The sequence below is a fragment of the uncultured Oscillibacter sp. genome, assembly GCF_900546705.1.
GTDB lineage: Bacteria > Bacillota > Clostridia > Oscillospirales > Oscillospiraceae > Oscillibacter.
On sequence record NZ_URDP01000027.1, the window covers coordinates 1 to 25,133 of the forward strand.

Below are 25,133 nucleotides of genomic sequence, written 5' to 3' on the forward strand. Positions count from 1 at the left end.
GGGAGAGCGCTTGACTGGCAGTCAAGAGGTCAGCGGTTCGATCCCGCTTATCTCCACCAAAAAGTCCTGAAATCGTAGGATTTCAGGACTTTTTGCTTTTTCTGTCAGCTGATGCGGACAGAATTTTAAAAGACTGTCCCGGCGGTCGGACCGTGCGGCCTTGTGAAAGGCACGTTCATCCGGCCGCCGGGGCATCATTTTACGGAGCTTTGTCCTGCTTGTCCTCCCAGTCCGGCGGAAGCGGATGCCATGCCGGCGGCTCTTTTCGGCGCAAGCTCCGCCGGATGCGCGCCAGCACCCCCTCCACCAGATGGAACCACAGGTTCCCCACGAGAAACACCACAATCAGGACCAGCAAGAACGCTCCAATGGCTCCCAGGCTCATGACGCTCTCACTTCTTGGCGAACCGGCTGAGGAAGAAGTCCGTAAAGGCGGCCAGCTCCGCCTCCTGGGAGACATAGACGTACAGGGATTCGTCATCCAGCCAGTCGTATGCGTTGATGCCGATGTAGCCCTTTCGGTCGGGGTAGATGATAAAGGCATCGGTGGGATACTTGTTCCGGTAGGCCTTCAGGATCTCATCGCGGCGGTAATAGGTGGGATCGCCGCAGCCGGACAGATCCGGCACAGTGGGGACCACCACGATGGTCTGGGTGGAGTCGTTCCATCCTACGATCAGATTGCCGATTTTCGTCTTGCTGCCGTGGACGAAGCCGTAGTTGAACCGGGCCACATCCTCGGTGTAGCCGAAAATCAGCCGGTAGGAATCCCCGCCTTCCACCACCTGATTGAACAGCGCCCGCATCTTCTCCGCGTTGGCTCTGCTCTTCTCCTGGTCCACTTCCGGGCCCTGAAAGAATTTGCTGAAAAATCCCATGTCGGTATCCTCCTGGTGTTTTTTATTGGTAAGCCGGGAATCGCGCAGGAGCGCTCTCCGGCGGCTTCCTTGATTAAAGATGAAAAAATATATTTGTATTTATTTTGAGCGAAAAAAATCCGCCGGAACATGGCGCGGTGCGTACAGATTCAGGCGGATTTGGCCCTTTTACGGGCGAGGCGTTTCGTCCTGCACCTTCATGGAAGCCAGATGGTTTACGATGGCGCGGATTTGGACGGCCACCGTTTCATCGGCAGCTTCCGGGACGAACAGAGGCAGTGCCTGGGGAATGGCCCGGCGGATAATCATGACCGTCAGGCTCAGATTGGTGAAAAGGGCCACTCTGGACGGAGTTGGCCGGATGCCGAAAATCCGGAGCAGGTCGCCGAACAGCCGGGCCTGCTTTTCCCGGAACAGGCGGTAGCTCTCCTGCGACAGACGGCGGAACAGGCGCTGCTGGTCCTCCACAGTCAGCACTGCAATGCCGTTTTGCTCGCCGTAGCAGCAGGTATGGAGGAACTGCGTGACCGCGCCCTGCCAGTCAAGACCGGGGTCTGACATCAACTGCTGCGCATAGGCCAGGATTCGGGGCTGCTGAAAGTACAGCGTCTCCACCACCAGGTCCTCCTTGGTGGGGAAGAAAGCATAGAAAAATGTACGGGAAATGCCCACGGCAGTGTAGATCTGCTCCACGGTGGTGTGCTGGATGCCCTGCCGGGCCATGAGCTCCAGCCCGGTGGTAATCAGGGCCTCGCGGATCCGTGCCCGGTCCTCCTCGGAATAGGCAACCTTCGGCATATCCACATCCTCCAATAAAATCAAACTCAAAATTTTATCTTTATTATACTGGGCCTTCCCGGGAAAAGCAAGAGGAAAGACGGTTCGGACAGAAAAAGCCCCGGATTCTGATGAATCCGGGGCTGCTGGTCGGGTTTAGTTCAGCACGATGGCGTTGACGGCCTCAATGAGGTCCACCACGTCGCTGCGGTCCACCAGGGAGACCGGCTCGCCGTCCACCACGGCCAGGCAGTGGCTGCCGTCATACCGGTAGAGGTCGATCTGCACGGTGGGGAAGGCCTCGTTGTCCAGATGGACGGTCAGGCTGATCTCCTCTTTCTGGGCGGGTTGCTCCTGGGTGAAGCTGTCCGCCTGGAGGGATTCCAGGGCAGAGCGGAAGTCCTCAATGTCCACTTCCTCGCCCTGATAATCGTACGTCCGGTCATCGCCCTTGCCGTCGGTGGTGAGGGTGTAGTTTGCGCCGTCCAGAGAGATGTCGATTTGCGTGATGTCGCCGAAGTCGGCGGAGAGGACTTCCGTATGGCGCAGGTCGTCCTGCGACGCCTTCATCAGCGCGGTGTAGGTCTCTCCGTAGAGGCTGTAGATGATCTTGGAGTCGCCGATCCGCACATATGCGGTGATTTCCTCGTCCTCTTCCTGGGCGTCCTCCTGGCTGTCCTCCGCCGCCTGATCTGCATCCTTTGCCCGCTGGGCCGGGTCCCGGCTGATGGACACGGTGAGCGTGCCGGAGACTTCCTCTCCGTTTTCATCCTCGGTGGTATAGGCCACCTGCACCGTCAGCTCCGGATCGTCCAGACCGTAGTCTGCAAGGTCGTCCTCACCGGCATTGTAGGTCACATAGCTGCTCAGGTCCAGGTACTGGAGGGTCTGCAGGTAGCCCGTCACCTTGTCGGTGTCCAGAGGAAGGTCGCTGCCGTCCTCCTGCCGGGCGAAGTAAACGTCGTCGGCGCAGTAGGTGCGGGTACTGTCCTCCGAGTAGGCCTCGTAGTCGATCTGGTAATTCTCACTGCCGGAGAAGATGATCTGGGACACCCGGCTCAAATCGGGAATATCGTCCTGGGCGATCAGGTCCCGCAGCGTGATGTTGAAGTAGTTCAGGGGGTCGTCCGCCACCAGATACACATTTCCGTCTCCGATGGAGACGTACCGCTGGGAGTCCATGGAGCTGTAATCACCCAGGGAGATGGTGTAGTCCGTGTCCTCCGTGGTGATGTGGATGGTGCACTGGGGATCGTCCAGCCCGTACTGGGACAGGTCCTCCGGGTCCTGAATGATGAACGCGGCCCCCATGGCCTGGAACTGCTCCAGCAGTCCCTGGATCTTCTCATCATCTGCGGGGAATGCGTCGTCGTCATCGTAGTGCCAGGAGCCGTCGGACTTGTGGAAGGAGAGCGTCTGGCCGTCGTACGTCCAGGAGAGGGCCTCCACGGAGTCCGTGGGGATCTCCAGCACCACCTCTCCGCTGGTTTCGATCTGCTCCTGGTGGGCCTGGTACCGGCTCAGGGCGAAGGTGGCGGCGCAGGCCACCACCAATACGCCCAGCAGGATATAGAGCTTTTTAAACCGCTTCATTTTGCGTCCTCCTTCTCTTGATAACCACGCAGATACCGATTCCCAGATACACCAGGGGGAATACGCCGATCATCGTCACTTTCAGCAGCGAGGAGACGGAGTCGCTGATGGTCAGATAGTTGTAGTTGAGGGACTTGCTGCGGATGGCCATGGCCTCGCTTTCCCCGATCAGGGAGGAGAGAGCGTTCATGCCCAGGTTCACGTTGGCGCCGGAGGAGTAGGCGTTGTAGGTGTCATCCAGGAAGCTGGAAGAGGAGAACCAGACCACCTGCCCGCCGCCGGCGCAGTCGATGGAGACTCCCAGGGCGAAGGGACCGTCGATGTCCCCGTCCTCCTTTTCATAGGTGGTGAGGTCATACCCGGCCACCTTGCTGAAAGCGTCGTCGGAGGTGGTGAGCAGCGTGGTGACAGTGGCAGTGCCGGTGTCCTCCTGGACGGTCAGGCCTGTGGAGATGGGCAGGATGGGGAAATAGTGCTCCTCCATCAGCGAGTCGGTGATGTCGCTGCTGGACAGATCCGGCATCAGGGCGAAGGGGGACTGGAAGGCGTAGTGCTCCCGGTCGCCTTCAATGACGATGCCCTCGCTGGCGGTGACGCCGTAGTCGGCCAGAAGACTGTAGAGATTATCCAGCGACGCACCCTCCGCCGGGCCCGCCATGACCATCAGCTTGCCGCCGTCGGACACGTAGTCGGCGAGCATATCCTTTTCCTCCGTGGAGATGTCGCTGGTGGGACCGTAGATCATCACGCAGTCCGCCTCGTCGGGAATTTCGTCCACGTTGAGCAGGGAGAAGGTGGTCAGCTGGATGTTGTCCTTTTCGATCTGCTGGCTGAAGGTGGAGGGAAGCTCCGCCTCGCCGTGGCCTTCCAGGACATACACCTGGGGCTGCTCCTCGTTGACCACGTAGTCGATGGCGGAGGTGATGGCGCCCTCGCCGTCGAAGGAGGTGTTGTAGGAGTAGGAGGTCATGTCTGCCTGGTAGAGGTAGATGTCGTCGTAACCGATGAACCGGCTGCGGTCGCCGCACTCCACCACCAGGCTGTTGTTCTGCACGGTCTCGTCCGTGTACTGCTGGGCGAAGGTGGGATACACGTCCGGGTTCTTCTTGACCACCTTGATGTGGTCGGACAGGCTCTCATACTTGCCCAGCAGGTTTTCGATGACGTCATCCTCCTGACCGGACTGGACGATCCAGTAGATGGTCACGTCCTCCTGCAAGGCGTTGACCACCACCTTGGTGTTGCTGGTGATGGAGTAGAGCTTGGAGGCGCTGATGTCGTACTTGGTGAGATTGGTGGGCAGCGCGGATACGAATACGTTCACCACGATCAAAATGGCCAGCACCACGGCACTCAGGGCCAGGGAATAGCTTCCGCCCCGGAAGGCGATGCGGTTTTGCTCCGAACTTGGCTGCCGGGGCTTGGAAAACAGCGGTTTTTTCATCAGTTGTACCTCCTCTTTTCAAGGGACTGTACGGATAAGAACAGGAAAAACACGATGACCGTGCAGTAGTAGACGATGGCCGTCATGTCGAAGACGCCGTTGACGAAGGAGGTGAACCGCTCGAAGAGGGACAGTTGGGTCATGATGGCGGGCAGGAGCCCCTCGAAGACGCTGGAGTTCACAAAGAGGAGCAAAATGGTGGCTGCAATCAGGATAAAGCAGAACCAGTAGGCTAGATTTCCGTTTTTCGTTACATACCGGATCACCGCGCCCAGGGCCAGAATGATGACCACCAGCGCCGCAGCTGAGCCGGCGGCGGTGGAGGAGACGTACTCGGAGAGGCTGACGCTGTAGTAGTTGAGCAGGATCACCGCAATGCCGATGCCGGCGGCCAGGCCCTGGTTATCCGTCAGGGAGGAGATGAACATCCCCAGGGCGATGAGTGCCGCGCCCAGGATAAAGAAGGCCAGGATGGAGCCATAGGAGGTCAGCAGGTATACGTCGCCGAACCGGGAGAAGATGAGAGGATAGAGGGAGATGACGGCCAGGGGGATGAGATAGAGGACCAGCAATGCCGCATACTTTCCCAAAATGACCTGGGTGGTGGTGATGGGAAGGGAGTAGAGCAGCTGGTCGGTCTTTTGCCGCTTTTCCTCTGCGATGACCCGCATGGTCAATATGGGGACGATCACCACGAAGATCAGGCTGCTGAAGTCCAGCACGAATTCAAAGTTGCTGACGGCGGCCTGGATGTTGTAGAGCACGGCGCCGATGCCCACGAATGCCAGCAAAAACGCGCCGAACACATAGGCTGTCAGCGTGTGGAAGTAGTTGCGGAGCTCATGTTTGAAAACGGCCCTCATGTGCCGCTCACCTCACTTTCTTGGTCGGACGCTGCATCTGCGGTGCTCTCTGTCAGCTCCAGGAAGATCTCCTCAAGATTCGCCTTCTTGAGGGAGATTTCCACCAGTGCCCGGTTTTGCCGGGCAAAGGCAAAGAACAGCGTCCGGGAGAGGGCGCGGATATCGTCCGCGTCGGTCTTGAGTCGGACGGAGACCAGTCCGTCCTCCGGGAATTCTGTCTGCACATCGGTGATGTGGCTGATGCCGTCCAGGATTTCCCGGACTTCATCCTCCGATGCCTCGGCGGTAAAGTGGATCTCGTTGGGGGTCAGCAGCCGCTTTTCCAGGTTCTCCGGGCGGTCGAAGGCGATCAGCTTTCCCTTGGCGATGATGAGAATCTGGTCGCAGATGGTCTGCACCTCCGAGAGAATGTGGGAGCTGAAGATGACGGTGTGCTCCTGGCCCAGCTGCCGGATGAGATCGCGGATTTCGATGATCTGGATGGGGTCCAGGCCCACGGTGGGTTCGTCCAATATGATGACCCTGGGATTGCCCAGCAGGGCCTGGGCGATGCCAAGACGCTGCTTGTAGCCCTTGGAAAGAGCGGAAATGCACCGCTTGCGCACGTCTTCGATGCGGGTCTGCTGAATGACCTGATCGATCTGGCTGCGGAGTGCCTCGCCCCGCAGACCCTTGGCCTCGCCCACAAAGCGCAGATATTCCTCCGGCGTCTCGTTCATATACAGCGGGGGCTGTTCCGGCAGGTAGCCGATCAGCTTCTTTGCCTCGTTGGGCTCTTCGAAAATGTCATGGCCATCAATCCGGACGTGCCCTTTCGTGGCAGACAGACACCCGGTCATGATGTTCATGGTGGTGGACTTGCCGGCGCCGTTGGGTCCCAGAAAGCCGTATACATGCCCTTCCTCGATCTCAAAGGAAAGGTCGTCGACCGCCATGAAGTCGCCATAGCATTTGGTTAAGTGCTCCACAGATATCATGGTTGACCTCCTTACTGCCGGGCAGACTGCGCCCGGCGCTTGTTGCATACAGCCGCATTATAAGCGCATACCCTGAAAGGACGCTGAAGCTTTCCAAAAAGCGGGAGAATAAAACAAAACACGCATGATTCCATCAAAATGGAACCATGCGCGTTTGATTAAAGACAGGGAAGCTCCACGAGAAAACGGTTGACGCCCTCCCGGCTTTCCGCCCAGATTTTCCCGCCGTGCCGGACGGTGATCGCCTGGGCGATGGAGAGGCCAAGCCCGAAGCTGCCGTTGCGGCTCCGGGCCGGATCGGCCCGGTAGAATCTCTTGAAGATGCTGCCAAGCTCCTCCTGGGGAATGGGCGCGCCCTCGTCGGCCACGGTCAGAAGGCACCGACCCCGTGGCCGCCTTTGCAGGCTGATCCAGGTGGTGCCGCCGTCCGCGGCGTACTTGCTGGCGTTGTCCAGAAGAATTTCCAGTACCTGCCGCAGCTGCTCTTCGTCGCCGTTTACCCGAAGACCGCCGTCAATCTGCGCGGTCAGCGTCAGACCCTTTTCAAAAAAGACCGGCTCGAACAGCAGGGTGGACCGCTGGGCCAGAAGGCTCCAGTCCACGGGGCGGAAATCGGTTTTGGCCTCCGCCTGATCGGTACGGGCCAGCTCCAGCATCTGCTCGATCAGCCGCCGCATCTGGCGGGACATGGTCAGAATGCTGGAGGAGAATTTCGCCCGGTCCGATTCGCTGTAGCCGGGGCTCTGCAGCAGCTCGGCATTGGTGGTGATGACGGTCAGGGGCGTTTTGAGCTCGTGGGAGGCTGCCGCCACAAACTGGCGCTGCTGCTGCCATGCCCGGTCCACCGGCCGGACCGCCCACTTGGAAAGCAGCACGCTTCCCAGCAAAAACGCCAGAAAGCTCACGGCACCGATCACAAGGCAGGTGCTGCGCAGGCTGTCCATGGTGGCCTTTTCACTGGAGATGTCCGCAAACACCACGCAGGGACTTATCGGGGAGTCGGAGCGATAATAGCGCAGATTGTACGCCTCAATGACGCCCAGCCGCCGGGGGGAGGAGCAGGCAGTCTCAATCAGCTGATTCAAAAAGGCACCGTCGGAGAGATCATAGTATCCGCCTCCGGTCTCCAGAACCTCTCCGTGGGGGCCGAGGCGCAGAGTGAAAAACGGCAGCCGTACCTCCTCATCCCGTTCGCTGGGCACATCCAGCTGGAACGGCTGGGCCGCGATGCTCTGCATCATGCGGATGCTGTCCCGCTCCAGGTTGGCGCTGGTGAAGTAGAGCACCAGTCCGAAGATGACGCACAGCATCAGCGTCACGATGCTCATGTTGATGAGGACAAACTTAAAGCGCAGCCTTTGAATCATCTCCGCTCACCTCCAGGTGGTAGCCCAGTCTGCGCCGGGCCTCGATGCGGACGTTGGAGCCGATGCTGGCCAGCTTTTTCCGCAAAAAGCCGATATAGACCTCCACATTATTTTCCACGGCGTCGGAGTCGTAGCCCCATACCCGGGCCAGAATGGCTTCTTTGGAGAGGTTTCGCTGGCCGGACTGAAACAAAAAGCGCATGATGTCAAACTCCCGGGCGGACAGGCGGATGCTGGCCTCGCCGCAGATGAGCATGGCGGAGGCAAGATCCAGCGCCGTGTTGCCGAAGGTCAGCTCGTCCACCTGGGCGCCTTGCCGGCGCAGCAGGGCGTTGATGCAGGCCAGCAGCTCCCGCACGTCAAAGGGCTTGGTCAGGTAGTAGTCTGCGCCGGCGTTGAGCCCGGTGATCCGGTCCTCCAGGCCGGATTTTGCGGTTAGCATCAAAATGGAGGTGCCCAGATGCTTGGCGCGCACGTGCCGGGCCACCTCGTATCCGTTCATCTTGGGCATCATGACGTCCAGAATCAAAAGGTCATAGACGCCCAGCTCCGCGTATTGGGCGCCGGATTCCCCGTCGTATACGATCTCCACGTCGAAGCCCTTGTTTTTCAAAAGCGTGCCGATGGAGTCTGCCAGCAGCTTTTCGTCTTCAACAATCAGAATTTTCAAAACCGTATCCTCCGCATACTGCCACATGAATTCTATAATACAGAATACAGGAAAACGCTGAATTGAACCTGAAAGACGCCCAACGGCGAAAAGTGAGAAAAAGTGCTGCTGACTTCAGGTTCGATTCAGTCGGCGCGGTTATGATAAGATGCAAAGAACGAGGAGAGCCCTCACATTAAAAACAATAGAGGAGGCATGGATGTATGCAGGAATTTTACGAAGAACGCACAGCGTTCACCACGGTGCATCGGCCGCGGCGGCACGGCCTGTCCAAGCGGCTTGCCGCGCTGTGTCTCAGCGGTGCCGTCCTGGGCGGCGCGGCGGCCGGCGGCTACTACGGCGTCAGCTGCCTGCTGCCGGACGAAGATGAACAGGCGCAGACGCTACTCTCCGCCGCCCCCATGGTGTCGGATGGGCAGGCGGCCCGGACCGGCGGCCTGGACGTGTCGGACATTGCGGCACAGGCGCTTCCCTCAGTGGTCTCCATCACCAACAGTTCCGTCCAGGAGGTCCGGCAGTTTTACCGCTGGTTTGGCCGCAACGGAACGTGGGAGACTACCCAACAGGAAACCACCAGCTGCGGCTCCGGTGTGATTGTAGCCAAGACGGATTCAGAGTTGTACATTCTGACCAATTACCATGTGGTGGAGAATGCCACCACGCTGTCCGTGGGATTTGCAGACGAGAGCGTGTGTGCGGCGCAGGTGTGCGGATACGACGAGGATCTGGACATTGCGGTGATCCAGGTGGCGATGAGCGGGCTTTCCGCAGGTACGCTGGAGAGCATCTCCGTGGCAGAGATCGGTGACTCGGATGCCCTTTGCGTAGGCAACCAGGTGGTGGCCATCGGCAACGCGCTGGGCTACGGCCAGTCCGTGACCACCGGCATCGTCAGCGCTGTGAACCGGACCATCACCACGGGAACGGACGAGACGGGCAACCCGGTCACCGCCACGTATATCCAGACGGATGCGGCCATCAATCCGGGCAACAGCGGCGGCGCGCTTTTGAATATGGACGGGGAACTGGTAGGAATCAATACGGCGAAGGTTTCCTCCGACGGCGTGGAGGGAATGGGATATGCCATTCCCATCTCCGAGGTTTGGGAACTAATCCGAAGCATGATTCCCCAGTCTGCGTTCGTAGTGAGTCAGCCGCTGTAAAGATAAAACGGCGGCCTCTTCGGAGGCCGCCGCTTTGGAAAAAACCAATAAATATTATATGATGTCGTGATGATTGGGGCGGAACACGGTTTCCGCCCTTATTTTTATGTCGACAAACAGTATGCCGAAAGCTGCGAAGAAATAAAAAATCGGAGTGACCAAGTTTGGTCACTCCGATGGTCCGAGTGGCGGGAGTCGAACCCACGGCCTCATGGACCCGAACCATGCGCGCTACCAACTGCGCTACACCCGGAAACAGCAAAAGTAATTATATAGAGTTTTTGGAAAGATGTCAAGGGTCATATTGCGGAAGCGGGCGCATAAACTGCAAAAGAGAAGCAGTACAGGGAGGGTCGGCTATGGCACAGACCGTGCGTGAGAGCGTGGGGGCCGCCGGACGGCGGGGGCAGACAGTCAAAAGGCGCGCCGGACGGCAGCAATCTGCTCCGCTGAGCGCGGGAGAGCGCCGGCGGCTTTTCCAGTTGGTAGCCTGCGGCGGCATGTTTGTCTGCTTGGTTCTGGTAAAACTCCTGCTGCCCGGGAGGCTGGACGGCATCGGGGAAAAGCTGGACGCAATGCTCCGACAGAACATGGACATCCAGGCGGTATTTTCTGCCATTGGTGGGGCAGCGTCCGGAAAGCAGGACGTGACCGATGCGCTGGACGAGGTCTACCAGGCGGTGTTCCGTCCGGAGGAGTTTTCCGCATATGAGACAGCTGTATCCGGAGCGGCCTCCATGGAAGAAAATGCGGCTTTGGAACAGCTGCGGGAATCCCGGGCGGAAACGGAGGAGGAATCCCCGGCGGATCAGGATACCGGCTCCGGGGAGATTGAGACACTGGCATATGTGCTCTACTCCAACCAGAACCTGCCGGAGGATGTGTGCATGGAGCAGACACTGCTGGGCTTTGACTACTGCACGCCTGCCAGCGGTCCGATTTCCTCCGGGTTCGGCTACCGGGAGCACCCTGTGGAGGGGGAGAAGCGGTTCCACTACGGTGTGGATATTGCCGCCGCGGACGGAAGCGACATCTGCTGCTTTGCCGACGGCACGGTCAAGGCTGTGGGGGAGAGCAGCAGCTACGGCAAGTATTGCATTGTGACCCATGAGAGCGGGTACGAGACTTTATATGCCCATTGCAGTGCCATCTCCGTCACCTCCGGGACACCGGTACAGGCCGGTGACGTGCTGGGCAAGGTGGGGCAGACGGGGATCGCCACGGGGCCGCACCTGCACTTCGAACTGCACAAGGAGGGGGTCTATCTCAATCCGGTCTACTATGTGTCCCAGGCCTAGAACGACTGTGTCTGTCAGCGGGGGCTTCTGGATTCTTCTGGGGTGGTTCCTGCTGGGCAACGGCTGGGCACCGCTGGCGGCAGTGCTGAGTGCGGCAGGACTCCATGAAGCCGGGCACTATCTGGTACTGCGCCTTCTGGGGGCGCAGGTGCGGTCCGTGCACGTGGGCGTGTTGGGAATGAAGATGGAGGTAGTGCCGGGACGCCTTTCCTACGGCGGGGAACTGGCGGCAGTGCTGGCGGGGCCTGCGGTCAATCTGCTCTGCGGCACGGTGCTGGCGGCCGCGGGGGAGAGATGGCTGGCGGCCGCAGGGGCGCACCTGGCTCTGGCCATGTTCAATCTGCTGCCCATCCGCCCCCTGGACGGAGGCCGGGCGCTGACAATCGGGGCGGTGTGGCTGGCGGGACCGGAGCGGGGAGAGCGGGCCGCCCGATGGGTCAGCTGCTGCTGTGCTGCGGTGCTGGCGGCAGTGCTGGCCGCACTTATGTGGGTCAGCGGCGGCAGCTTGTGGCTGCTTCCGCCGGCAGCGGCGGCATTGGCCGCGGCCTGCCGGGAGATGGCTGGAAAACGGAGATTTTTGTAAAATAATGCTTGCCTTTTTCCCTCTATTGTGATATCCTATCAGGGCTACAAAGGGCGGTCCTCTGCCGTGCGTCGGCCAAAGAGAAGAGTCCGGCGCGCTGAAAAACGGTATGAACACCTATAAACTAGGAGGAAAAACCAATGAATCTCATTCAGGAACTGAACAAGGAGACCCTGCAGAACGAAGTCACCCGTGTCCAGATCGGCGACACCGTGCGCGTGCACGTGAAGGTCAAGGAAGGCTCCCGCGAGCGTATCCAGATCTTCGAGGGCACCGTCATCGCCAAGAAGCACGGCGGCATCGAGGAGACCATCACCGTCCGCCGCATTTCCTACGGCGTCGGCGTGGAGAAGGTGTTCCCCGTTCACTCCCCCTCCATTGACAACATCGAGATCGTCCGCAACGGCGATGTCCGCCGGGCCAAGCTGTACTATCTGCGCGGCCGTGTGGGCAAGGGTGCCAAGGTCAAGGAGAAGCTGTAAGAGAGAAAAAAAGAGAGGCGGAAACGCCTCTCTTTTTTCTTTTCCGGAAAATCTCTTGTGATTTGGGCGGTTGTTTGCTATACTAATTTAGATTATGACGGTTTGGGAGTAAGGCATGGAAGAGAAACGACAATCTGCCCGGGAGCTGTATAGCTGGCTGCGGACATTGGTGTGCGTAGTCGTGGGCGCGATTTTGATTTTCACGTTTGTGGTCCGGCTGGTCCGGGTGGACGGGGAGTCCATGCGGGAGACGCTGCAGGACGGAGACGTGCTGGTGGCGGTGAGCCGGTATCTTGCGGGGGAAGTGGAGCCGGGGGACATTGTTGTGATCCGGGATGCCTACTTTGAGGACGGTCAGCCGATTGTCAAGCGGGTCATTGCCACGGCGGGGCAGACGGTGGATATCGACTTTGACGCAGGTATCGTGTACGTAGACGGCCAGGCCCTGGACGAGCCCTACACCCGGGAGCCCACCTATCTGGAAGAGGGAACGGAGTTTCCTCTGACCGTACCGGAAAACGAACTTTTCCTGCTGGGTGACAACCGCAATGATTCCGAGGACAGCCGCAGTGCGGCGCTTGGGACAGTGGACGAACAGTGCCTTTTGGGCAAGGTTGTGCTTTTGCTGTTCCCCGGGAAGAGCGCAGATACCCAGCAGAGGGATTTTGGCCGCATCGGCGGCGTATAAGGAGCGAAGCAGGCAATGCACGAGGAAGAAGCGAAAAAGGAACCGGCAGAGGAAAAGGAGCCGGAGAAGAAGGAAGAGGTCCCCGGCCGGGAGTTGTATGAGTGGACCCAGGCGCTGGTGGGATCTGTGCTGGTGGTGGTGCTGGTGTTCACGTTCCTGATCCGGCTGATCGGAGTGGACGGACACTCCATGGTGCCGACGCTGCAAAACGGTGACCGGCTGCTGGTGCTCAGCTCTCTGCTGGATGACGACTATGAATACGGCGACATTGTGGTGCTGCGGAAAGAGAGCTTCATGGAAGAGCCCATCGTCAAGCGGGTCATCGCCACGGCGGGCCAGACGGTGGATATTGACTTTGACGCGGGCATCGTGTACGTGGACGGCCAGGCGCTGGATGAGCCCTACATCAACGAACCCACCTACATGGAGGAGGGCACGGAGTTCCCCCTGACCGTTCCGGAGGGCTGTATTCTGGTTATGGGCGACAACCGCAACCACTCCAGCGACAGCCGGGACTCCCGGCTGGGCACGGTGGATACCCGCTGTGTGCTGGGCAAGGCAGTATTTCTGGCGTTCCCCGGTGCGGACGAGGTGACCGGGGAGCGGGACTTCGGCCGGATCGGCCTGATTGACGGAGTGGACGCATGAATATTCAATGGTATCCCGGTCATATGACCAAGACCCGGCGGATGATCGCCGAGCAGATCAAGCATATGGATGCGGTGTGTGAGATTTTGGACGCCCGCATCCCTATTTCCAGCCGGAACCCGGATGTGGACGAGCTGACGGCGGGCAAGCCCCGGCTGGTGGTATTGAACCGGGTGGATCAGGCGGACCCGGACTCCACCGCTAAGTGGGCCTCCTACTTCAAAGGTAAGGGCTACGCCGTGCTGGAGTCCGACGCAAAAAGCGGACAGGGTACGGCGCGCTTTGCCGCGGCCGTGCGGGAACTGCTGGCGGACAAGATCCGCGCCTATGAGGAAAAGGGACAAAACCGGGTTATCCGGGTGATGATCCTGGGCATCCCCAACGTGGGCAAGTCCACATTCATCAACCGCATTGCCGGGCGCAAGACCGCCAAAACCGAGGACCGCCCCGGCGTTACCCGGGCCAAGCAGTGGGTACCCATTGACAAGAATCTGGAGCTGCTGGACACCCCCGGCATTCTCTGGCCCAAGTTCGAGGACCAGAGCGTGGGATTGAACCTGGCCTATACCGGTGCCGTGAAGGATGATATTCTGGATACGGAGACTCTGGGCTGCCACCTGATGGCCTATCTGGGACAGCGGTATCCTCAGGCGCTTTCCGCTGCCTATAAGCTGCCGGACATCCCAGAGCGGGAGGACGAGGAAAATGACGTGGCCTGGGGCTACCGGCTGTTGGAAACGGCCGGACGCAAGCGGGGCTTTTTGATCTCCGGCGGCGACGTGGACACGGAGCGCATGGCAAAGATCCTGTTGGATGAGTTCCGTTCCGGCAAGCTTGGACGCTTTACACTGGAGTTACCGGAGGGCGTGTAAGCGGAAGGGGTGGTAATATGAACTGTCCTGTATGCGGAAAAGAGATGGAGCCCGGATTCCTGAACACCTTTGGGATGTGGGAGTATTTTCTTCCCCAGGGTGCGCCGAAGCTGAACTGGCTCACCATGAAAGGCATTGCCAAGCGGGGCGGAATCGTGCTAAAAAATCCAGATACCAGTGCAAAGGATGCCGGTTCTCTGGACCGGCCTGCCTGGGTCTGCCGGGACTGCAAGAGAATTGTCATGGAGTATTGGTAAGATGACTATGGATCTTTGGACCTACGAACGGGAACAGTGGCGTGCGGGGTATGAGACCCTCTGCGGCGTGGACGAGGCGGGCGCCGGACCTCTGGCGGGACCGGTGTACGCTGCCGCGGTCATTTTGCCCAGGGAACTGGACATCCCCGGATTGAACGACTCCAAGAAGCTGACGGAAAAGCGCCGGGAGGCCCTCTATGACGTCATCACCGCCCAGGCAGCGGCATACAGCATCGCCGCTGTCTCCGCCGCGGAGATCGACGAGATGGATATTCTCAACGCCCGGATGCTGGCCATGCAGCGGGCCATGGACGGTCTTTCTATGAAGATTGATCTGGCCCTCATCGACGGCAACCGAGACCACGGCAGCCGCGTATCGATCACCACGCCCCATGTGTGCCTGGTGGGCGGCGACGGAAAGAGCGCGTCCATCGCGGCGGCTTCCATTCTGGCCAAGGTCAGCCGGGACCGGTACGTCTCCACGGAGCTGGAAGCGCGCTTTCCCCAATACCATTTTGCCAAGCACAAGGGCTACGGCACCAAGCTCCACTATGAGATGCTGGACGCCTACGGCCCCTGTCCGGAGCACCGGCGGACGTTTTTGAAAAAATGGGAGGCGAAGCGGCCATGACCACTGCCAAAGCAGCCGGCAACCGGGGGGAGGCGGAGGTGGCCCGCTACCTGCGCCGGCGGGGCTATACGCTGCTGGCCAGCCAGTGGCGCTGCCGGTTCGGGGAACTGGACCTGGTGGCACGGGACCGGCAGGGCACCATCTGCTTTGTGGAGGTAAAGCTCCGCAGCACCGGGTCCGTGGGGCTTCCCCGGGAGGCGGTGGACCGGCGCAAGCAGAGCCGTCTGCGGGCCTCGGCCGCACTGTACCTCAGCCGCTATGAAATCGACGCCCCCGCCCGGTTCGACGTGGCGGAGGTGTACACGGATGAAAAGGCGCGGATGGTCCGGATCGAGTATCTGGCCGACGCGTTTGAATAACCATTTTCCCTGAGAAAGCGAGGAGACAACCATGTACTATTACAGCACACGGGACCGTGCGCTGCGCTACAGTGCAGCGGAGGCGGTAAAGCTGGGACTGAGCCGGGAGGGCGGACTGCTGACGCCTACCCAGATTCCCCGGATGGACCGTGCCTTTCTGGAAAGCCTGCTTCAGGCGGACTACCAGGAGCGGGCGGCACAGGTCATGGCGCTCTATCTGACGGACTATACGCTGGACGAGCTGCGTGCCTTTGCCCATAACGCCTACGGCCCGGACAAGTTTGATACGCCCGCCGTGGCACCGGTGCGCACGGTGGATGAGTCCACATACTGCCTGGAGCTGTGGCACGGCCCCACCTCCGCCTTCAAGGACATGGCCCTTCAGATGCTGCCCCAGCTTTTGTCCGCGGCACTGGGCAAGACCGGGGAGGACAAGACCGTGTGCATCCTGGTGGCTACCTCCGGCGATACCGGAAAGGCCGCTATGGAGGGCTTTGCCGACGTGCCCCAGACGAAGATCCTGGTGTTCTATCCCAAAGACGGCGTCTCCACCGTCCAGGAGACCCAGATGGTCACCCAGGAGGGGGCCAATGTGGGCGTGTGTGCTGTGGTAGGCAACTTCGACGACGCCCAGAGCGGCGTCAAGCGGATCTTCTCTGATGAGGATATCCGCCGGACGCTCTCGGACCGGGGCTACATCCTCTCTTCCGCCAACTCCATCAACTGGGGCCGCATCCTGCCCCAGGTGGTCTACTACATCTCCGCCTACTGTGATCTGGTACGGGACGGAAAGCTCACCATGGGGGACAAGGTGAACTTCTGCGTGCCTACCGGCAACTTCGGTGACATTCTGGCGGCCTACTATGCCGGGCGCATGGGGCTGCCGGTCGGCAAGCTCATCTGCGCCTCCAACCGCAACGACGTGCTCACCGACTTCCTGCGCACCGGTGTCTACGACCGCAACCGGCCCTTCCACACCACCATGAGCCCGTCCATGGACATTCTGATCTCCTCCAATCTGGAGCGGCTGCTCTTTGACCTCTCCGGGGAAAACGATGCCGAGGTCCGGGGCTACATGGAAAAGCTGGCCAAGGAGGGACGCTATCAGGTCTCCGACAAGATCCGCGCGGGACTGGACGCGGCGTTCTGGGGCGGCTTCTGCGGCGAGGAGGACACTGCTGCCACCATTGGCCGCTACTACGCGGAAAAGGGTTATCTCATCGACACCCACACCGCCGTGGCGGCCAACGTCATGGAGCAGTACCGCGCCGCCACCGGGGATACCACGCCTACGGTGTTCGTCTCCACGGCGTCTCCCTACAAGTTCTGCGACAGCGTACTCAAGGCCATCGGCTCCACGCCCGCAGGCGATGGCCTGGCCCTGCTGGATCAGCTCCATGCGGTCACCGGCACAACCGTGCCCCGGCGGCTGGCAGCCCTCAAGGGCAAGGCCCGGCGCTTTGACCTCGCCTGTGAAAAGCAGGCCATGGACGGCGTGGTACTGGACTTTTTAAAATAAAAGGAGCGGAAGCGCCGTGAAGCAAAGAGAGGTACCCGGACTGCGGAACGGGGGAGGCCCGCCCAAACGGAGCACGGCCCAGGTGGTGCTGGTGCTTCTGGGGATCGGGATCGTCTGCCTGCTGGGCAGCCTGCTGATCCCGTATACCCGGCTGGGTACGCTGGGCATCCTGGTCAACGAGGCCTACAAGATCAAGAGTGCCATGCGCTCTCTAGGGGTCATCTGCTGCACCATGGGAGCCGTCTGGTGGGTGTGCCTTCTGCACTGTCCCTACTGCAGACAGGGCTTCATGATGCCCTGGTGGAAAGCGGGGGAGCGCCACTTCTGCGGCAGCTGCGGCAGAGAGATTGCGTTTGAGGACGATGTGCCTCCATCCGCCTGATGATCGAAACGAAAGGGGAGTGGTCCTATGGCCCTCTATGCCATCGGGGATCTGCATCTTTCCCTGACGGCCGACAAATCCATGGAGGTCTTTGGCACTGCCTGGGAAAATTATGTGGCGCGGATTGAGGCGTCGCTGAGCCAGCTGACGGCCGAAGATGTGCTGGTGCTGGCGGGGGACACCTCCTGGGGTATCGACATGGCCCAGGCGGAAGCGGATTTCCGCTTTCTGGAGCAATTCCCCTGCAAAAAGCTCTTGGTCAAGGGCAACCACGATTACTGGTGGTCCACCGTGTCCAAGATGAAGGGGTTCTTTGCGGAAAAGGGGTTCACCACGCTGGACTTTCTGCACAATAACTGCCACCTGTACGGGGACTACGCCCTGTGCGGCACCCGGGGCTGGTTTTTGGAGGAGGAGCAGAAGGCCCACAACGCCAAGGTCCTGAACCGGGAGGTGGGACGGCTGGAGGCGTCGCTGCGGGCGGCGGAGGGGAGGCCCATCTACTGCTTTTTGCATTATCCGCCCCTCTATCAGGGATATCAGTGTCCGGAGATTCTGGCAACGCTGGAGAAATACCCGGTGGAGCTTTGCTGCTACGGCCATCTTCACGGCCCCGTCATCCGCCGCAGGATCGAGGGAACCCGGGGGAAAACCGCCTTTTCCCTGATCTCCGCGGACTACCTGGGATTTGTCCCGAAAAAAATTTGTGAATAGCGGAAAAAAGTCTGGATTTTTCAAGATTTTTCTGGTAAAATATCAATTCGCACCGGCATTTGACCGGTGATGAACGGAGGAGTTAACATAATGAGTGTGAAAAGCTGCGAAAAAGTTGAGAAGAGTCAGGTTGCCCTGACCATCGAGGTCAGCGCGGCAGAATTTGAGGCCGCCATCGAAAAGGCATATCAGAAGATGCGCAAGAAGATCAATGTTCCGGGCTTCCGTCCCGGCAAGGCCCCCCGCAAGATCATCGAGGGCATGTACGGCGCAGAGGTGTTTTTCGAAGAGGCCATCAATAACGCGTTCCCCGAGGCCTATGAATCTGCCGTGAAGGAGAAGGAGCTCCGCGTGGTGGGCTATCCCGAAGTGGAGATGGTGGGCGAGTGCACGAAGGACGGTTTCACCTTCAAGGCCACCGTGCCCGTCTATCCCGAGGTGACGCTGGGCCAGTACAAGGGCCTGTCTGCCCCCAAGGACGAGGTGAAGGTCTCCGCCGCCGACGTGGACGCGCGTCTGAACGAGCTGGCTGAGCGCAATGCCCGTCTGGTGAGTGTGGACCGGGAGGCCAAGGAGGGCGACACCGCCGTCATCGACTTCGAGGGCTTCCTGAACGGCAAGCCGTTTGAAGGCGGCAAGGGTGAAAACCACAGCCTGGAGCTGGGCTCTCACAGCTTTGTTCCCGGCTTTGAAGAGCAGGTTGTCGGCATGAAGGCCGGCGATGAGAAGGACATCGACATCACTTTCCCCGAGGACTATCACGCAGATCTGGCCGGCAAGGCCGTGGTCTTCAAGGTGAAGGTTCACGAGGTCAAGGAGAAGGAAGTCCCCGCTCTGGACGACGAGTTCGCCAAGGACGTCAGCGAGTTCGATACCCTCAAGGATCTGAAGGCCGACCTGAAGAAGAAAATCGCCGAGGAGCGCCAGAAGACCGCCGACCGTGCCTTCGAGGACGCCCTGATGGAGCAGGTGGGTGCCAACATCACCGCCGATATCCCCGACGCCATGATCGAGAACCAGGCCCGTCAGTTCCTGGACAACTTCAAGATGCAGATCGCCCAGCAGGGCATCCCCTATGACCAGTACATGAAGATGACCGGCATGGAGGAGTCCAAGCTCCTGGAGGATGCCAAGGAGCCCGCCACCCGTCAGGTGCGTCTGGATCTGGCTCTGGCCGCCATCATCGAGGCCGAGAAGATCGAGGTCACCGATGAGGACGTGGAGGCCGAGATGAAGAAGATGGCCGAGCAGTACAATATGGAGCTGGAGACTGTCAAGAAGTATCTCCAGGCCGACCAGGTGAAGGATCAGCTGCTGACCCAGAAGGCCATCGCCGTTGTGGTGGACAGCGCCACTGCCCTCAAGCCTGAGAAGAAGACCGCCAAGAAGAAGACTGAGGACGCCGCTGAGGGCGAGGAGAAGCCCGCCAAGAAGACCACCCGCAAGACCACCAAGAAGGCCGAGCAGGAAGGCGAAAAAGAGACCGAGAAAGAGGCCGAATAATCCCGAATCTTTTTCAGGCAAGATTTTACAGATTCGACACATTCTCTCATGATGCCGGTGGTATCATGAGAGAATGGTTTATAGGCCACAAAAGATCGGAGGTTTTCGAAAGTGAGTTTAGTTCCTTATGTAGTGGAGCAGACCAACCGGGGAGAGCGTTCCTACGATATCTTTTCCCGTCTGCTGAACGACCGTATCATCTTCCTGGGGGAGGAGGTCAACGCGACCACCGCCAGCCTGGTGGTGGCGCAGCTGCTGTATCTGGAGGCCCAGGATCCGGATAAGGACATCCAGTTCTATATCAACAGCCCCGGCGGCTCCGTGACGGACGGCATGGCCATTTACGACACCATGCAGTACGTCAAGTGCGACGTGTCCACCATCTGCGTGGGCATGGCGGCCAGCATGGGTGCGTTCTTGCTCTCTGCCGGCACCAAGGGCAAGCGCCTGGCACTGCCCAACGCGGAGATCATGATCCATCAGCCCTCTGCCGGCACCCAGGGCCAGATCACGGATATGGCCATCCACCTCAAGCGGCTGGAGACCATCAAAAAGCGTATGAACCACATCTTGTCGGAGAACACCGGCAAGTCCTTCGAGGAAGTGACCGCCGCCTGCGAGCGGGATAACTTCATGAGCGCACAGGAGGCGCTGGACTTCGGCCTGATCGACAAGATTATCACCAACCGCAAGTAAGCGGCGTTTCCTAATTGAAAGACCGAGGTAATACCATGAACGACGACGGCAAGAAAACACTCCGGTGCTCCTTCTGCGGAAAGCACGAAAATCAGGTGCACCGGATGATCCAGGGGCCCGGCGTCCGGATCTGCGACGAGTGCGTCCGCCTTTGCATGAGCATTCTGGACGACGGTTTCGAGGATACGGAGTCCGATGCCCTGGAGGATCTGCCTGACGAGCTCCCCACTCCCCGGGAGATCAAGGATGTGCTGGACCAGTATGTGATCGGCCAGGACGAGGCCAAGGTGGCGCTGTCCGTGGCAGTTTACAACCACTATAAGCGCATTTTCTTCGGGGGAGACGAGGATGTGGAGCTGCAAAAGAGCAACATCCTCATGCTGGGGCCCACCGGCTCCGGCAAGACGCTGTTTGCCCAGACCCTGGCCCGCATTCTGAAGGTGCCGTTCGCCATTGCGGACGCCACCACGCTGACGGAGGCCGGCTACGTGGGCGACGACGTGGAGAACATTCTGCTGCGGCTGCTGCAGGCAGCGGACTTTGACGTGGAGCGTGCTGAGCACGGCATCATCTACGTGGACGAGATCGACAAGATCGCCCGCAAGAGCGAAAACACCTCCATTACCCGGGATGTGTCCGGTGAGGGCGTGCAGCAGGCGCTTTTGAAGATCGTGGAGGGAACTGTGGCCAACGTACCCCCCCAGGGCGGCCGCAAGCACCCTCATCAGGAGTTCATCCAGGTGAACACCAAGAATATCCTGTTCATCTGCGGCGGCGCTTTCGATGGCCTGGAGAAGATCATCGAAAAGCGGCTGGATCAAAAGAGCATCGGCTTCGGTGCCAATGTCCAGGGCAAGAAGGACAAGGATGTGAACCGGCTGCTCCATGAGGTACAGCCCCACGATATTCTGAAGTTCGGCATCATTCCCGAACTGGTGGGCCGTCTGCCGGTGATCGCGCCCCTCAACGGACTTTCCCGCGAGGATCTGGTGCGGATTCTGCAGGAGCCCAAGAACGCGCTGGTCAAGCAGTACAAGAAGCTGCTGGAGTATGACGACGTGGATCTGGAGTTCACGCCGGAGGCGCTGGAGGCCGTTGCGGACAAGGCCATTGCCCGCAACATCGGCGCCCGCGGACTGCGGGCGGTGATGGAGGGGATGCTGACGGAGATCATGTACGACGTCCCTTCCGATCCCACCATCGTCAAGGTGCTCATCACCAAGGAATGTGTGGATGGCACCGGTAAACCGGAGCTGACCCGGGATCCTGAAAAGGTGAACCACGCCGTCAGGCTCAGCCATGGGAAGGGGGAGAAACCCTCCTCCGGTTCCAGCGGCACGCCTGCTTCTGCGTCTTGACAAAACCATGGGGGCCGCCGTATGGCGGGCCCCCTTTCCCCGTTTACCCCCTATGTAAGGAGGAATCCCCATGGAAGAATTGAAAACCATGAATATTCCCGCCCTGGCCCTGCGGGGCCTGACGGTGTTTCCCCATATGAACCTGACCTTCGACGTGGAGCGGCGCATTTCCATCGCCGCTCTGGAGCGGGCCATGGAGGCCGACCAGGATGTGTTTCTGGTGACCCAGCGGGAGATCGGTGTGACCTCGCCCACGGAGAAGGACCTTTATACCGTGGGAACGGTATCCCACATTGTACAGGTACTGCGGCTGTCCAATACATCCGTGCGCTGCGTGGTGGAAGGCCGGTGCCGGGCGCGGATGCGCCGTCTGTGGCAGACGGAGCCGTACCTGCAGGCCAACGTGGAGCTTCTGGAGGAGGTACCGGCCCCCGACTCCGCAAGCCCCCGGACGGAGGCGCTGCTGCGCCAGACCTATGGCCTGTTTACCGATTACGCCCAGCAGGCGGGCAGCCTGCCGGAGGAAGTGGTCACCACGGTCATGGACAGCCGGGACCCCGGCTACCTGGCCGACTACATTGCTCAGAATATTGCCCTGCGGTATACGGACAAGCAGGAGATCCTGGAGGAGACCTCGCCCTTTATCCGCCTGCGGAAGATGAACGCCTTCCTGGCCCGGGAGAATAACGTCCTGGGTTTCGAACATGAGATGGAGGGCAAGATCCGGGAGCAGTTGGTGCGCTCCCAGCGGGAGCAGATTCTGCGTACCCAGATCCGTGTGCTGCAAAACGAGCTGGGCGAAGACGACGATGCCGACGATGAACTGCAGACTTACAGGGACCGGATTCAGGCGCTGCATCTGGACGAAGAGACGGAAAAGCACCTTTTAAAAGAAGTCACCAAGCTCTCCAAACAGCCTTTCGGCAGTGCCGAGGGGGCGGTCATCCGCAACTATCTGGATGTGTGTCTGGAGATGCCCTGGAACAAGACCACCAAGGAGCGGGTCAGCGTGGACGCGGCCCGCAAGGTACTGGACCGGGATCACTTTGGCCTGGAAAAGGTGAAGGAACGGATTTTGGAGACCATCGCCGTCCGGCAGATGAACCCGGAGGGCAAGGGGCAGATCCTCTGCCTGGTGGGCCCGCCGGGCGTGGGCAAGACCTCCATTGCCATCTCTGTTGCCAAGGCCCTCAACCGCAAGCTGGCCCGGCTCTCCCTGGGCGGTGTACGGGATGAGGCGGACATCCGGGGCCACCGGAAAACGTACATCGGCGCCATGCCCGGCCGCATTATTGAGGCCATCAGCCGCAGTGGTTCCATGAATCCGCTGCTGCTGCTGGACGAGATCGACAAGCTGGGCAGCGATTACCGGGGCGATCCCGCAGCGGCGCTGCTGGAGGTGCTGGACAGCGAGCAGAACTACGCCTTCCGGGACCACTTCCTGGAGATCCCTGTGGATCTGTCCAAGGTTATGTTCATCACCACCGCCAACACCACCGATACCATTCCCCGGCCGCTGCTGGACCGGATGGAAATCATCCGCCTGGGCAGCTATACCGATGAGGAGAAGGTCCAGATTGCAAGACGCCACCTGCTGCCCAAGCAGATGACAGAGCACGGTCTGAAGAAGGGCACCCTCCGGGTAGGGGACGATGCACTGCGTGCCATCATCCGGGACTACACCCGGGAGTCGGGTGTGCGTCAGCTGGAGCGCCGTCTGGCTGCTGTGTGCAGAAAGGCGGATATGCGCCTGCTGGGCGGAGATGTAAAGCGAATTACCGTTACAGAAAAAGACCTGCCGAAATTGCTGGATTGCCAGCCGTTTCCCCCGGCGCTTCATACGGAGCGGGAGGAGATCGGTGTGGTGAACGGCCTTGCGTGGACGGAGGCGGGCGGCGAGATATTGGAAGTGGAGGTCAACGTCATGGAAGGCTCCGGTAAGCTGGAGCTGACCGGCAACCTGGGCGACGTGATGAAGGAGTCTGCACAGGCCGCGCTCAGCTGCCTGCGCAGCCGGGCGGATGCCCTGGGAATCGAGGCGGACTTCTATAAGACCAAGGACATCCATGTTCACTTCCCCGAAGGCGCAGTGCCCAAGGACGGCCCGTCCGCTGGCATTGCGGTGACCACTGCCATGCTTTCCGCCCTGACGGGACGGAAGATCCGGGCCGGCATTGCCATGACCGGCGAGGTGACGCTGCGTGGCCGGGTCCTGCCCATCGGCGGACTGAAGGAAAAGACCATGGCGGCCCTGCGCAACGGCATCGGCACGGTGCTGATTCCGGCAGACAACGTGCGGGACCTGGAGGAGATCGACCAGACGGTCCGGGCCGCACTGCACTTTGTGCCGGTGTCCAATGTGGATCAGGTGTTTGCGGCGGCGCTGTGTCCTGCGGCAGCCGCGCCGGAGGGAAAACCCCGGAAAGAGGAGCGTGTGCTGGCGGCATTTGCGCCGGTCAGCGGAGAAAGCGCACCAAAGACGCGACTTGGCTTGTAAAGGAGAAACGCTTTCATGTCTTTGAACTTTAACAAGGCGGAGTTTACCCGCTCCGCAGCGGCCCGCAGCGGCTTTTTGCGGGATGGCCGTCCCCAGTTCGCCTTTGCGGGGCGCTCCAACGTGGGCAAGTCCTCCGTCATCAACCGGCTGCTGGGCCGCAAGAACCTGGCCTATGTGGGCGCCTCTCCCGGCAAGACCACCCAGATCAACTACTTTCTGGTGGATCAGCAGGCCTATCTGGTGGATTTGCCCGGTTACGGGTACGCCAAAGTGTCCAAGGCGGAGAAAGACCGCTGGGGCCGGCTGATGGAAAGCTACTTCCAGGATGAGGGCGGCCTCATCACCACCGGCGTGCTCATCGTTGACATCCGCCACAAACCCACGGCAGACGATGTGACCATGCACAACTGGTTCCGTGAAAGCGGCTGCCCGGAGATTGTGGTGGCCAACAAGCTGGACAAGCTCAAGCGCAGCCAGGTGGAACCGGCACTGGAGCTGATCCGCCAGACCCTGGAGCTGAGAGAGGAGGACCGCCTGGTCCCGTTTTCTGCCGAAAAGGGAGCGGGAAAGGAAGAACTCATCCGCCTTTTGTGCGAAGCCTGCGGACAGTAAAGAAAAAGGAACGGCATCTGCCGTTCCTTTTTTTCGTCTTGTTACACGTAGGTCTGCTGGGTCACGTCGAACACGCCCCGGGTAGTGATCCGCAGTGTGGGGATCACCGGCAGTGCCATGAAGCTCAGGGTCATGAATGGATCGATGTCCCGGGAGACGCCCAGGGAGAAGGCCTTCTCCTTTGCTGCCTCCAGCTTTTCGTTGACTACCACCAGCGGCTCCTCGCTCATGATGCCGGCGATGGACAGGGGAACTTCCGCCACGGAGCCGCCGCCGTCCCAGATGACGATGCCGCCGCCCAG

Annotated in this window: 28 protein-coding genes and 1 tRNA gene; 18 read left to right on the forward strand and 11 right to left on the reverse strand. The window is 60.1% G+C overall.

The features are described 5' to 3' along the window. Window positions 1-199 precede the first annotated feature (199 nt). From QZS13_RS06870 to QZS13_RS06910, 9 genes are all read right to left on the reverse strand, one after another. The gene (locus QZS13_RS06870) at window positions 200-385 is read right to left on the reverse strand and encodes a hypothetical protein (RefSeq protein WP_295587251.1); all 186 of its coding nucleotides are present in this window, start codon (window positions 383-385) and stop codon (window positions 200-202) included. A 7-nt stretch (window positions 386-392) separates the two neighbouring features. Beyond that, complete coding sequence (locus QZS13_RS06875) at window positions 393-878, reverse strand: hypothetical protein (protein ID WP_295587253.1); 486 nt, start codon at window positions 876-878, stop codon at window positions 393-395. Window positions 879-1,046: 168 nt separating this feature from the next. Then, a complete protein-coding gene (locus QZS13_RS06880) occupies window positions 1,047-1,676 on the reverse strand; it encodes a TetR/AcrR family transcriptional regulator (protein WP_295587255.1) in 630 nt (209 codons plus the stop codon). 135 nt (window positions 1,677-1,811) lie between these two features. Continuing rightward, entirely contained in the window at window positions 1,812-3,248 is a 1,437-nt protein-coding gene (locus QZS13_RS06885; RefSeq protein WP_295587257.1) for a DUF4340 domain-containing protein, read from the reverse strand. Continuing rightward, window positions 3,235-4,692: a GldG family protein gene (locus QZS13_RS06890; protein ID WP_295587260.1), complete on the reverse strand. Its 1,458-nt coding sequence runs from the start codon at window positions 4,690-4,692 to the stop codon at window positions 3,235-3,237. Before QZS13_RS06890 ends, QZS13_RS06885 begins: the two co-directional genes overlap by 14 nt. After that, window positions 4,692-5,555 carry an ABC transporter permease gene (locus tag QZS13_RS06895; protein ID WP_295587262.1) on the reverse strand — a complete coding sequence of 288 codons (864 nt, stop codon included), beginning with the start codon at window positions 5,553-5,555 and terminating at the stop codon, window positions 4,692-4,694. The genes QZS13_RS06890 and QZS13_RS06895 overlap by 1 nt, the downstream gene beginning before the upstream one ends. Next, window positions 5,552-6,532: an ABC transporter ATP-binding protein gene (locus QZS13_RS06900; RefSeq protein WP_295587265.1), complete on the reverse strand. Its 981-nt coding sequence runs from the start codon at window positions 6,530-6,532 to the stop codon at window positions 5,552-5,554. Before QZS13_RS06900 ends, QZS13_RS06895 begins: the two co-directional genes overlap by 4 nt. A 158-nt stretch (window positions 6,533-6,690) precedes the next feature. Further along, window positions 6,691-7,899: a cell wall metabolism sensor histidine kinase WalK gene (locus tag QZS13_RS06905; protein WP_295587267.1), complete on the reverse strand. Its 1,209-nt coding sequence runs from the start codon at window positions 7,897-7,899 to the stop codon at window positions 6,691-6,693. Then, complete coding sequence (locus tag QZS13_RS06910) at window positions 7,877-8,569, reverse strand: response regulator transcription factor (RefSeq protein WP_295587269.1); 693 nt, start codon at window positions 8,567-8,569, stop codon at window positions 7,877-7,879. The genes QZS13_RS06905 and QZS13_RS06910 overlap by 23 nt, the downstream gene beginning before the upstream one ends. Before the next feature lie 203 nt (window positions 8,570-8,772). Between QZS13_RS06910 and QZS13_RS06915 the strand changes: the two genes are divergently transcribed. Continuing rightward, the gene (locus QZS13_RS06915; protein ID WP_295587271.1) at window positions 8,773-9,732 is read left to right on the forward strand and encodes a S1C family serine protease; all 960 of its coding nucleotides are present in this window, start codon (window positions 8,773-8,775) and stop codon (window positions 9,730-9,732) included. Window positions 9,733-9,909: 177 nt separating this feature from the next. Here QZS13_RS06915 and QZS13_RS06920 read toward each other — a convergent pair. Further along, window positions 9,910-9,985 (reverse strand) — tRNA-Pro (locus QZS13_RS06920). Between the two features lie 106 nt (window positions 9,986-10,091). Here QZS13_RS06920 and QZS13_RS06925 point away from each other — a divergent pair. The 17 genes from QZS13_RS06925 (at window position 10,092) to yihA (ending at window position 24,831) form a co-directional block, all read left to right on the forward strand. After that, window positions 10,092-11,030, forward strand: a complete 939-nt coding sequence (locus QZS13_RS06925; protein WP_295587273.1) for a M23 family metallopeptidase — start codon at window positions 10,092-10,094, stop codon at window positions 11,028-11,030. A 7-nt stretch (window positions 11,031-11,037) separates the two neighbouring features. Then, entirely contained in the window at window positions 11,038-11,613 is a 576-nt protein-coding gene (locus tag QZS13_RS06930) for a peptidase M50 (RefSeq protein WP_295587275.1), read from the forward strand. 140 nt (window positions 11,614-11,753) lie between these two features. After that, a complete protein-coding gene (rplS, locus tag QZS13_RS06935) occupies window positions 11,754-12,095 on the forward strand; it encodes a 50S ribosomal protein L19 (protein WP_295587278.1) in 342 nt (113 codons plus the stop codon). Between the two features lie 115 nt (window positions 12,096-12,210). After that, the gene (gene lepB, locus QZS13_RS06940; protein ID WP_295587280.1) at window positions 12,211-12,783 is read left to right on the forward strand and encodes a signal peptidase I; all 573 of its coding nucleotides are present in this window, start codon (window positions 12,211-12,213) and stop codon (window positions 12,781-12,783) included. A gap of 15 nt (window positions 12,784-12,798) precedes the next feature. Further along, window positions 12,799-13,431, forward strand: a complete 633-nt coding sequence (lepB, locus tag QZS13_RS06945; RefSeq protein WP_295587282.1) for a signal peptidase I — start codon at window positions 12,799-12,801, stop codon at window positions 13,429-13,431. Further along, complete coding sequence (gene ylqF / locus QZS13_RS06950; protein ID WP_295587284.1) at window positions 13,428-14,303, forward strand: ribosome biogenesis GTPase YlqF; 876 nt, start codon at window positions 13,428-13,430, stop codon at window positions 14,301-14,303. Before lepB (QZS13_RS06945) ends, ylqF begins: the two co-directional genes overlap by 4 nt. Window positions 14,304-14,320: 17 nt before the next feature. Beyond that, on the forward strand, window positions 14,321-14,560 hold the full coding sequence (locus QZS13_RS06955) for a PF20097 family protein (RefSeq protein ID WP_295587286.1): 240 nt from the start codon (window positions 14,321-14,323) through the stop codon (window positions 14,558-14,560). 7 nt (window positions 14,561-14,567) lie between these two features. Continuing rightward, a complete protein-coding gene (locus tag QZS13_RS06960) occupies window positions 14,568-15,191 on the forward strand; it encodes a ribonuclease HII (protein WP_295587307.1) in 624 nt (207 codons plus the stop codon). After that, complete coding sequence (locus QZS13_RS06965; RefSeq protein ID WP_295587288.1) at window positions 15,188-15,550, forward strand: YraN family protein; 363 nt, start codon at window positions 15,188-15,190, stop codon at window positions 15,548-15,550. The genes QZS13_RS06960 and QZS13_RS06965 overlap by 4 nt, the downstream gene beginning before the upstream one ends. 31 nt (window positions 15,551-15,581) lie before the next feature. Continuing rightward, complete coding sequence (gene thrC / locus QZS13_RS06970; protein WP_295587290.1) at window positions 15,582-17,069, forward strand: threonine synthase; 1,488 nt, start codon at window positions 15,582-15,584, stop codon at window positions 17,067-17,069. A 16-nt stretch (window positions 17,070-17,085) separates the two neighbouring features. Further along, window positions 17,086-17,451, forward strand: coding sequence for a hypothetical protein (locus QZS13_RS06975; protein WP_295587292.1), 366 nt, complete (start codon window positions 17,086-17,088; stop codon window positions 17,449-17,451). A gap of 27 nt (window positions 17,452-17,478) precedes the next feature. Continuing rightward, on the forward strand, window positions 17,479-18,165 hold the full coding sequence (locus QZS13_RS06980; protein ID WP_295587294.1) for a metallophosphoesterase: 687 nt from the start codon (window positions 17,479-17,481) through the stop codon (window positions 18,163-18,165). Window positions 18,166-18,255: 90 nt separating this feature from the next. Continuing rightward, window positions 18,256-19,668, forward strand: coding sequence for a trigger factor (tig, locus tag QZS13_RS06985; protein WP_295587296.1), 1,413 nt, complete (start codon window positions 18,256-18,258; stop codon window positions 19,666-19,668). Between the two features lie 111 nt (window positions 19,669-19,779). Beyond that, a complete protein-coding gene (locus QZS13_RS06990; protein WP_295587298.1) occupies window positions 19,780-20,364 on the forward strand; it encodes an ATP-dependent Clp protease proteolytic subunit in 585 nt (194 codons plus the stop codon). A gap of 35 nt (window positions 20,365-20,399) precedes the next feature. Next, window positions 20,400-21,722, forward strand: coding sequence for an ATP-dependent Clp protease ATP-binding subunit ClpX (clpX, locus tag QZS13_RS06995; RefSeq protein ID WP_295587309.1), 1,323 nt, complete (start codon window positions 20,400-20,402; stop codon window positions 21,720-21,722). Between the two features lie 70 nt (window positions 21,723-21,792). Further along, window positions 21,793-24,219, forward strand: a complete 2,427-nt coding sequence (gene lon / locus QZS13_RS07000) for an endopeptidase La (protein ID WP_295587301.1) — start codon at window positions 21,793-21,795, stop codon at window positions 24,217-24,219. A 15-nt stretch (window positions 24,220-24,234) separates the two neighbouring features. Then, window positions 24,235-24,831: a ribosome biogenesis GTP-binding protein YihA/YsxC gene (yihA, locus tag QZS13_RS07005; RefSeq protein ID WP_295587303.1), complete on the forward strand. Its 597-nt coding sequence runs from the start codon at window positions 24,235-24,237 to the stop codon at window positions 24,829-24,831. Between the two features lie 41 nt (window positions 24,832-24,872). Here yihA and QZS13_RS07010 read toward each other — a convergent pair. After that, window positions 24,873-25,133, reverse strand: a 261-nt coding sequence (locus tag QZS13_RS07010; protein WP_295587305.1) for an adenine deaminase C-terminal domain-containing protein, incomplete at its 5' end; no start/stop codon positions are given.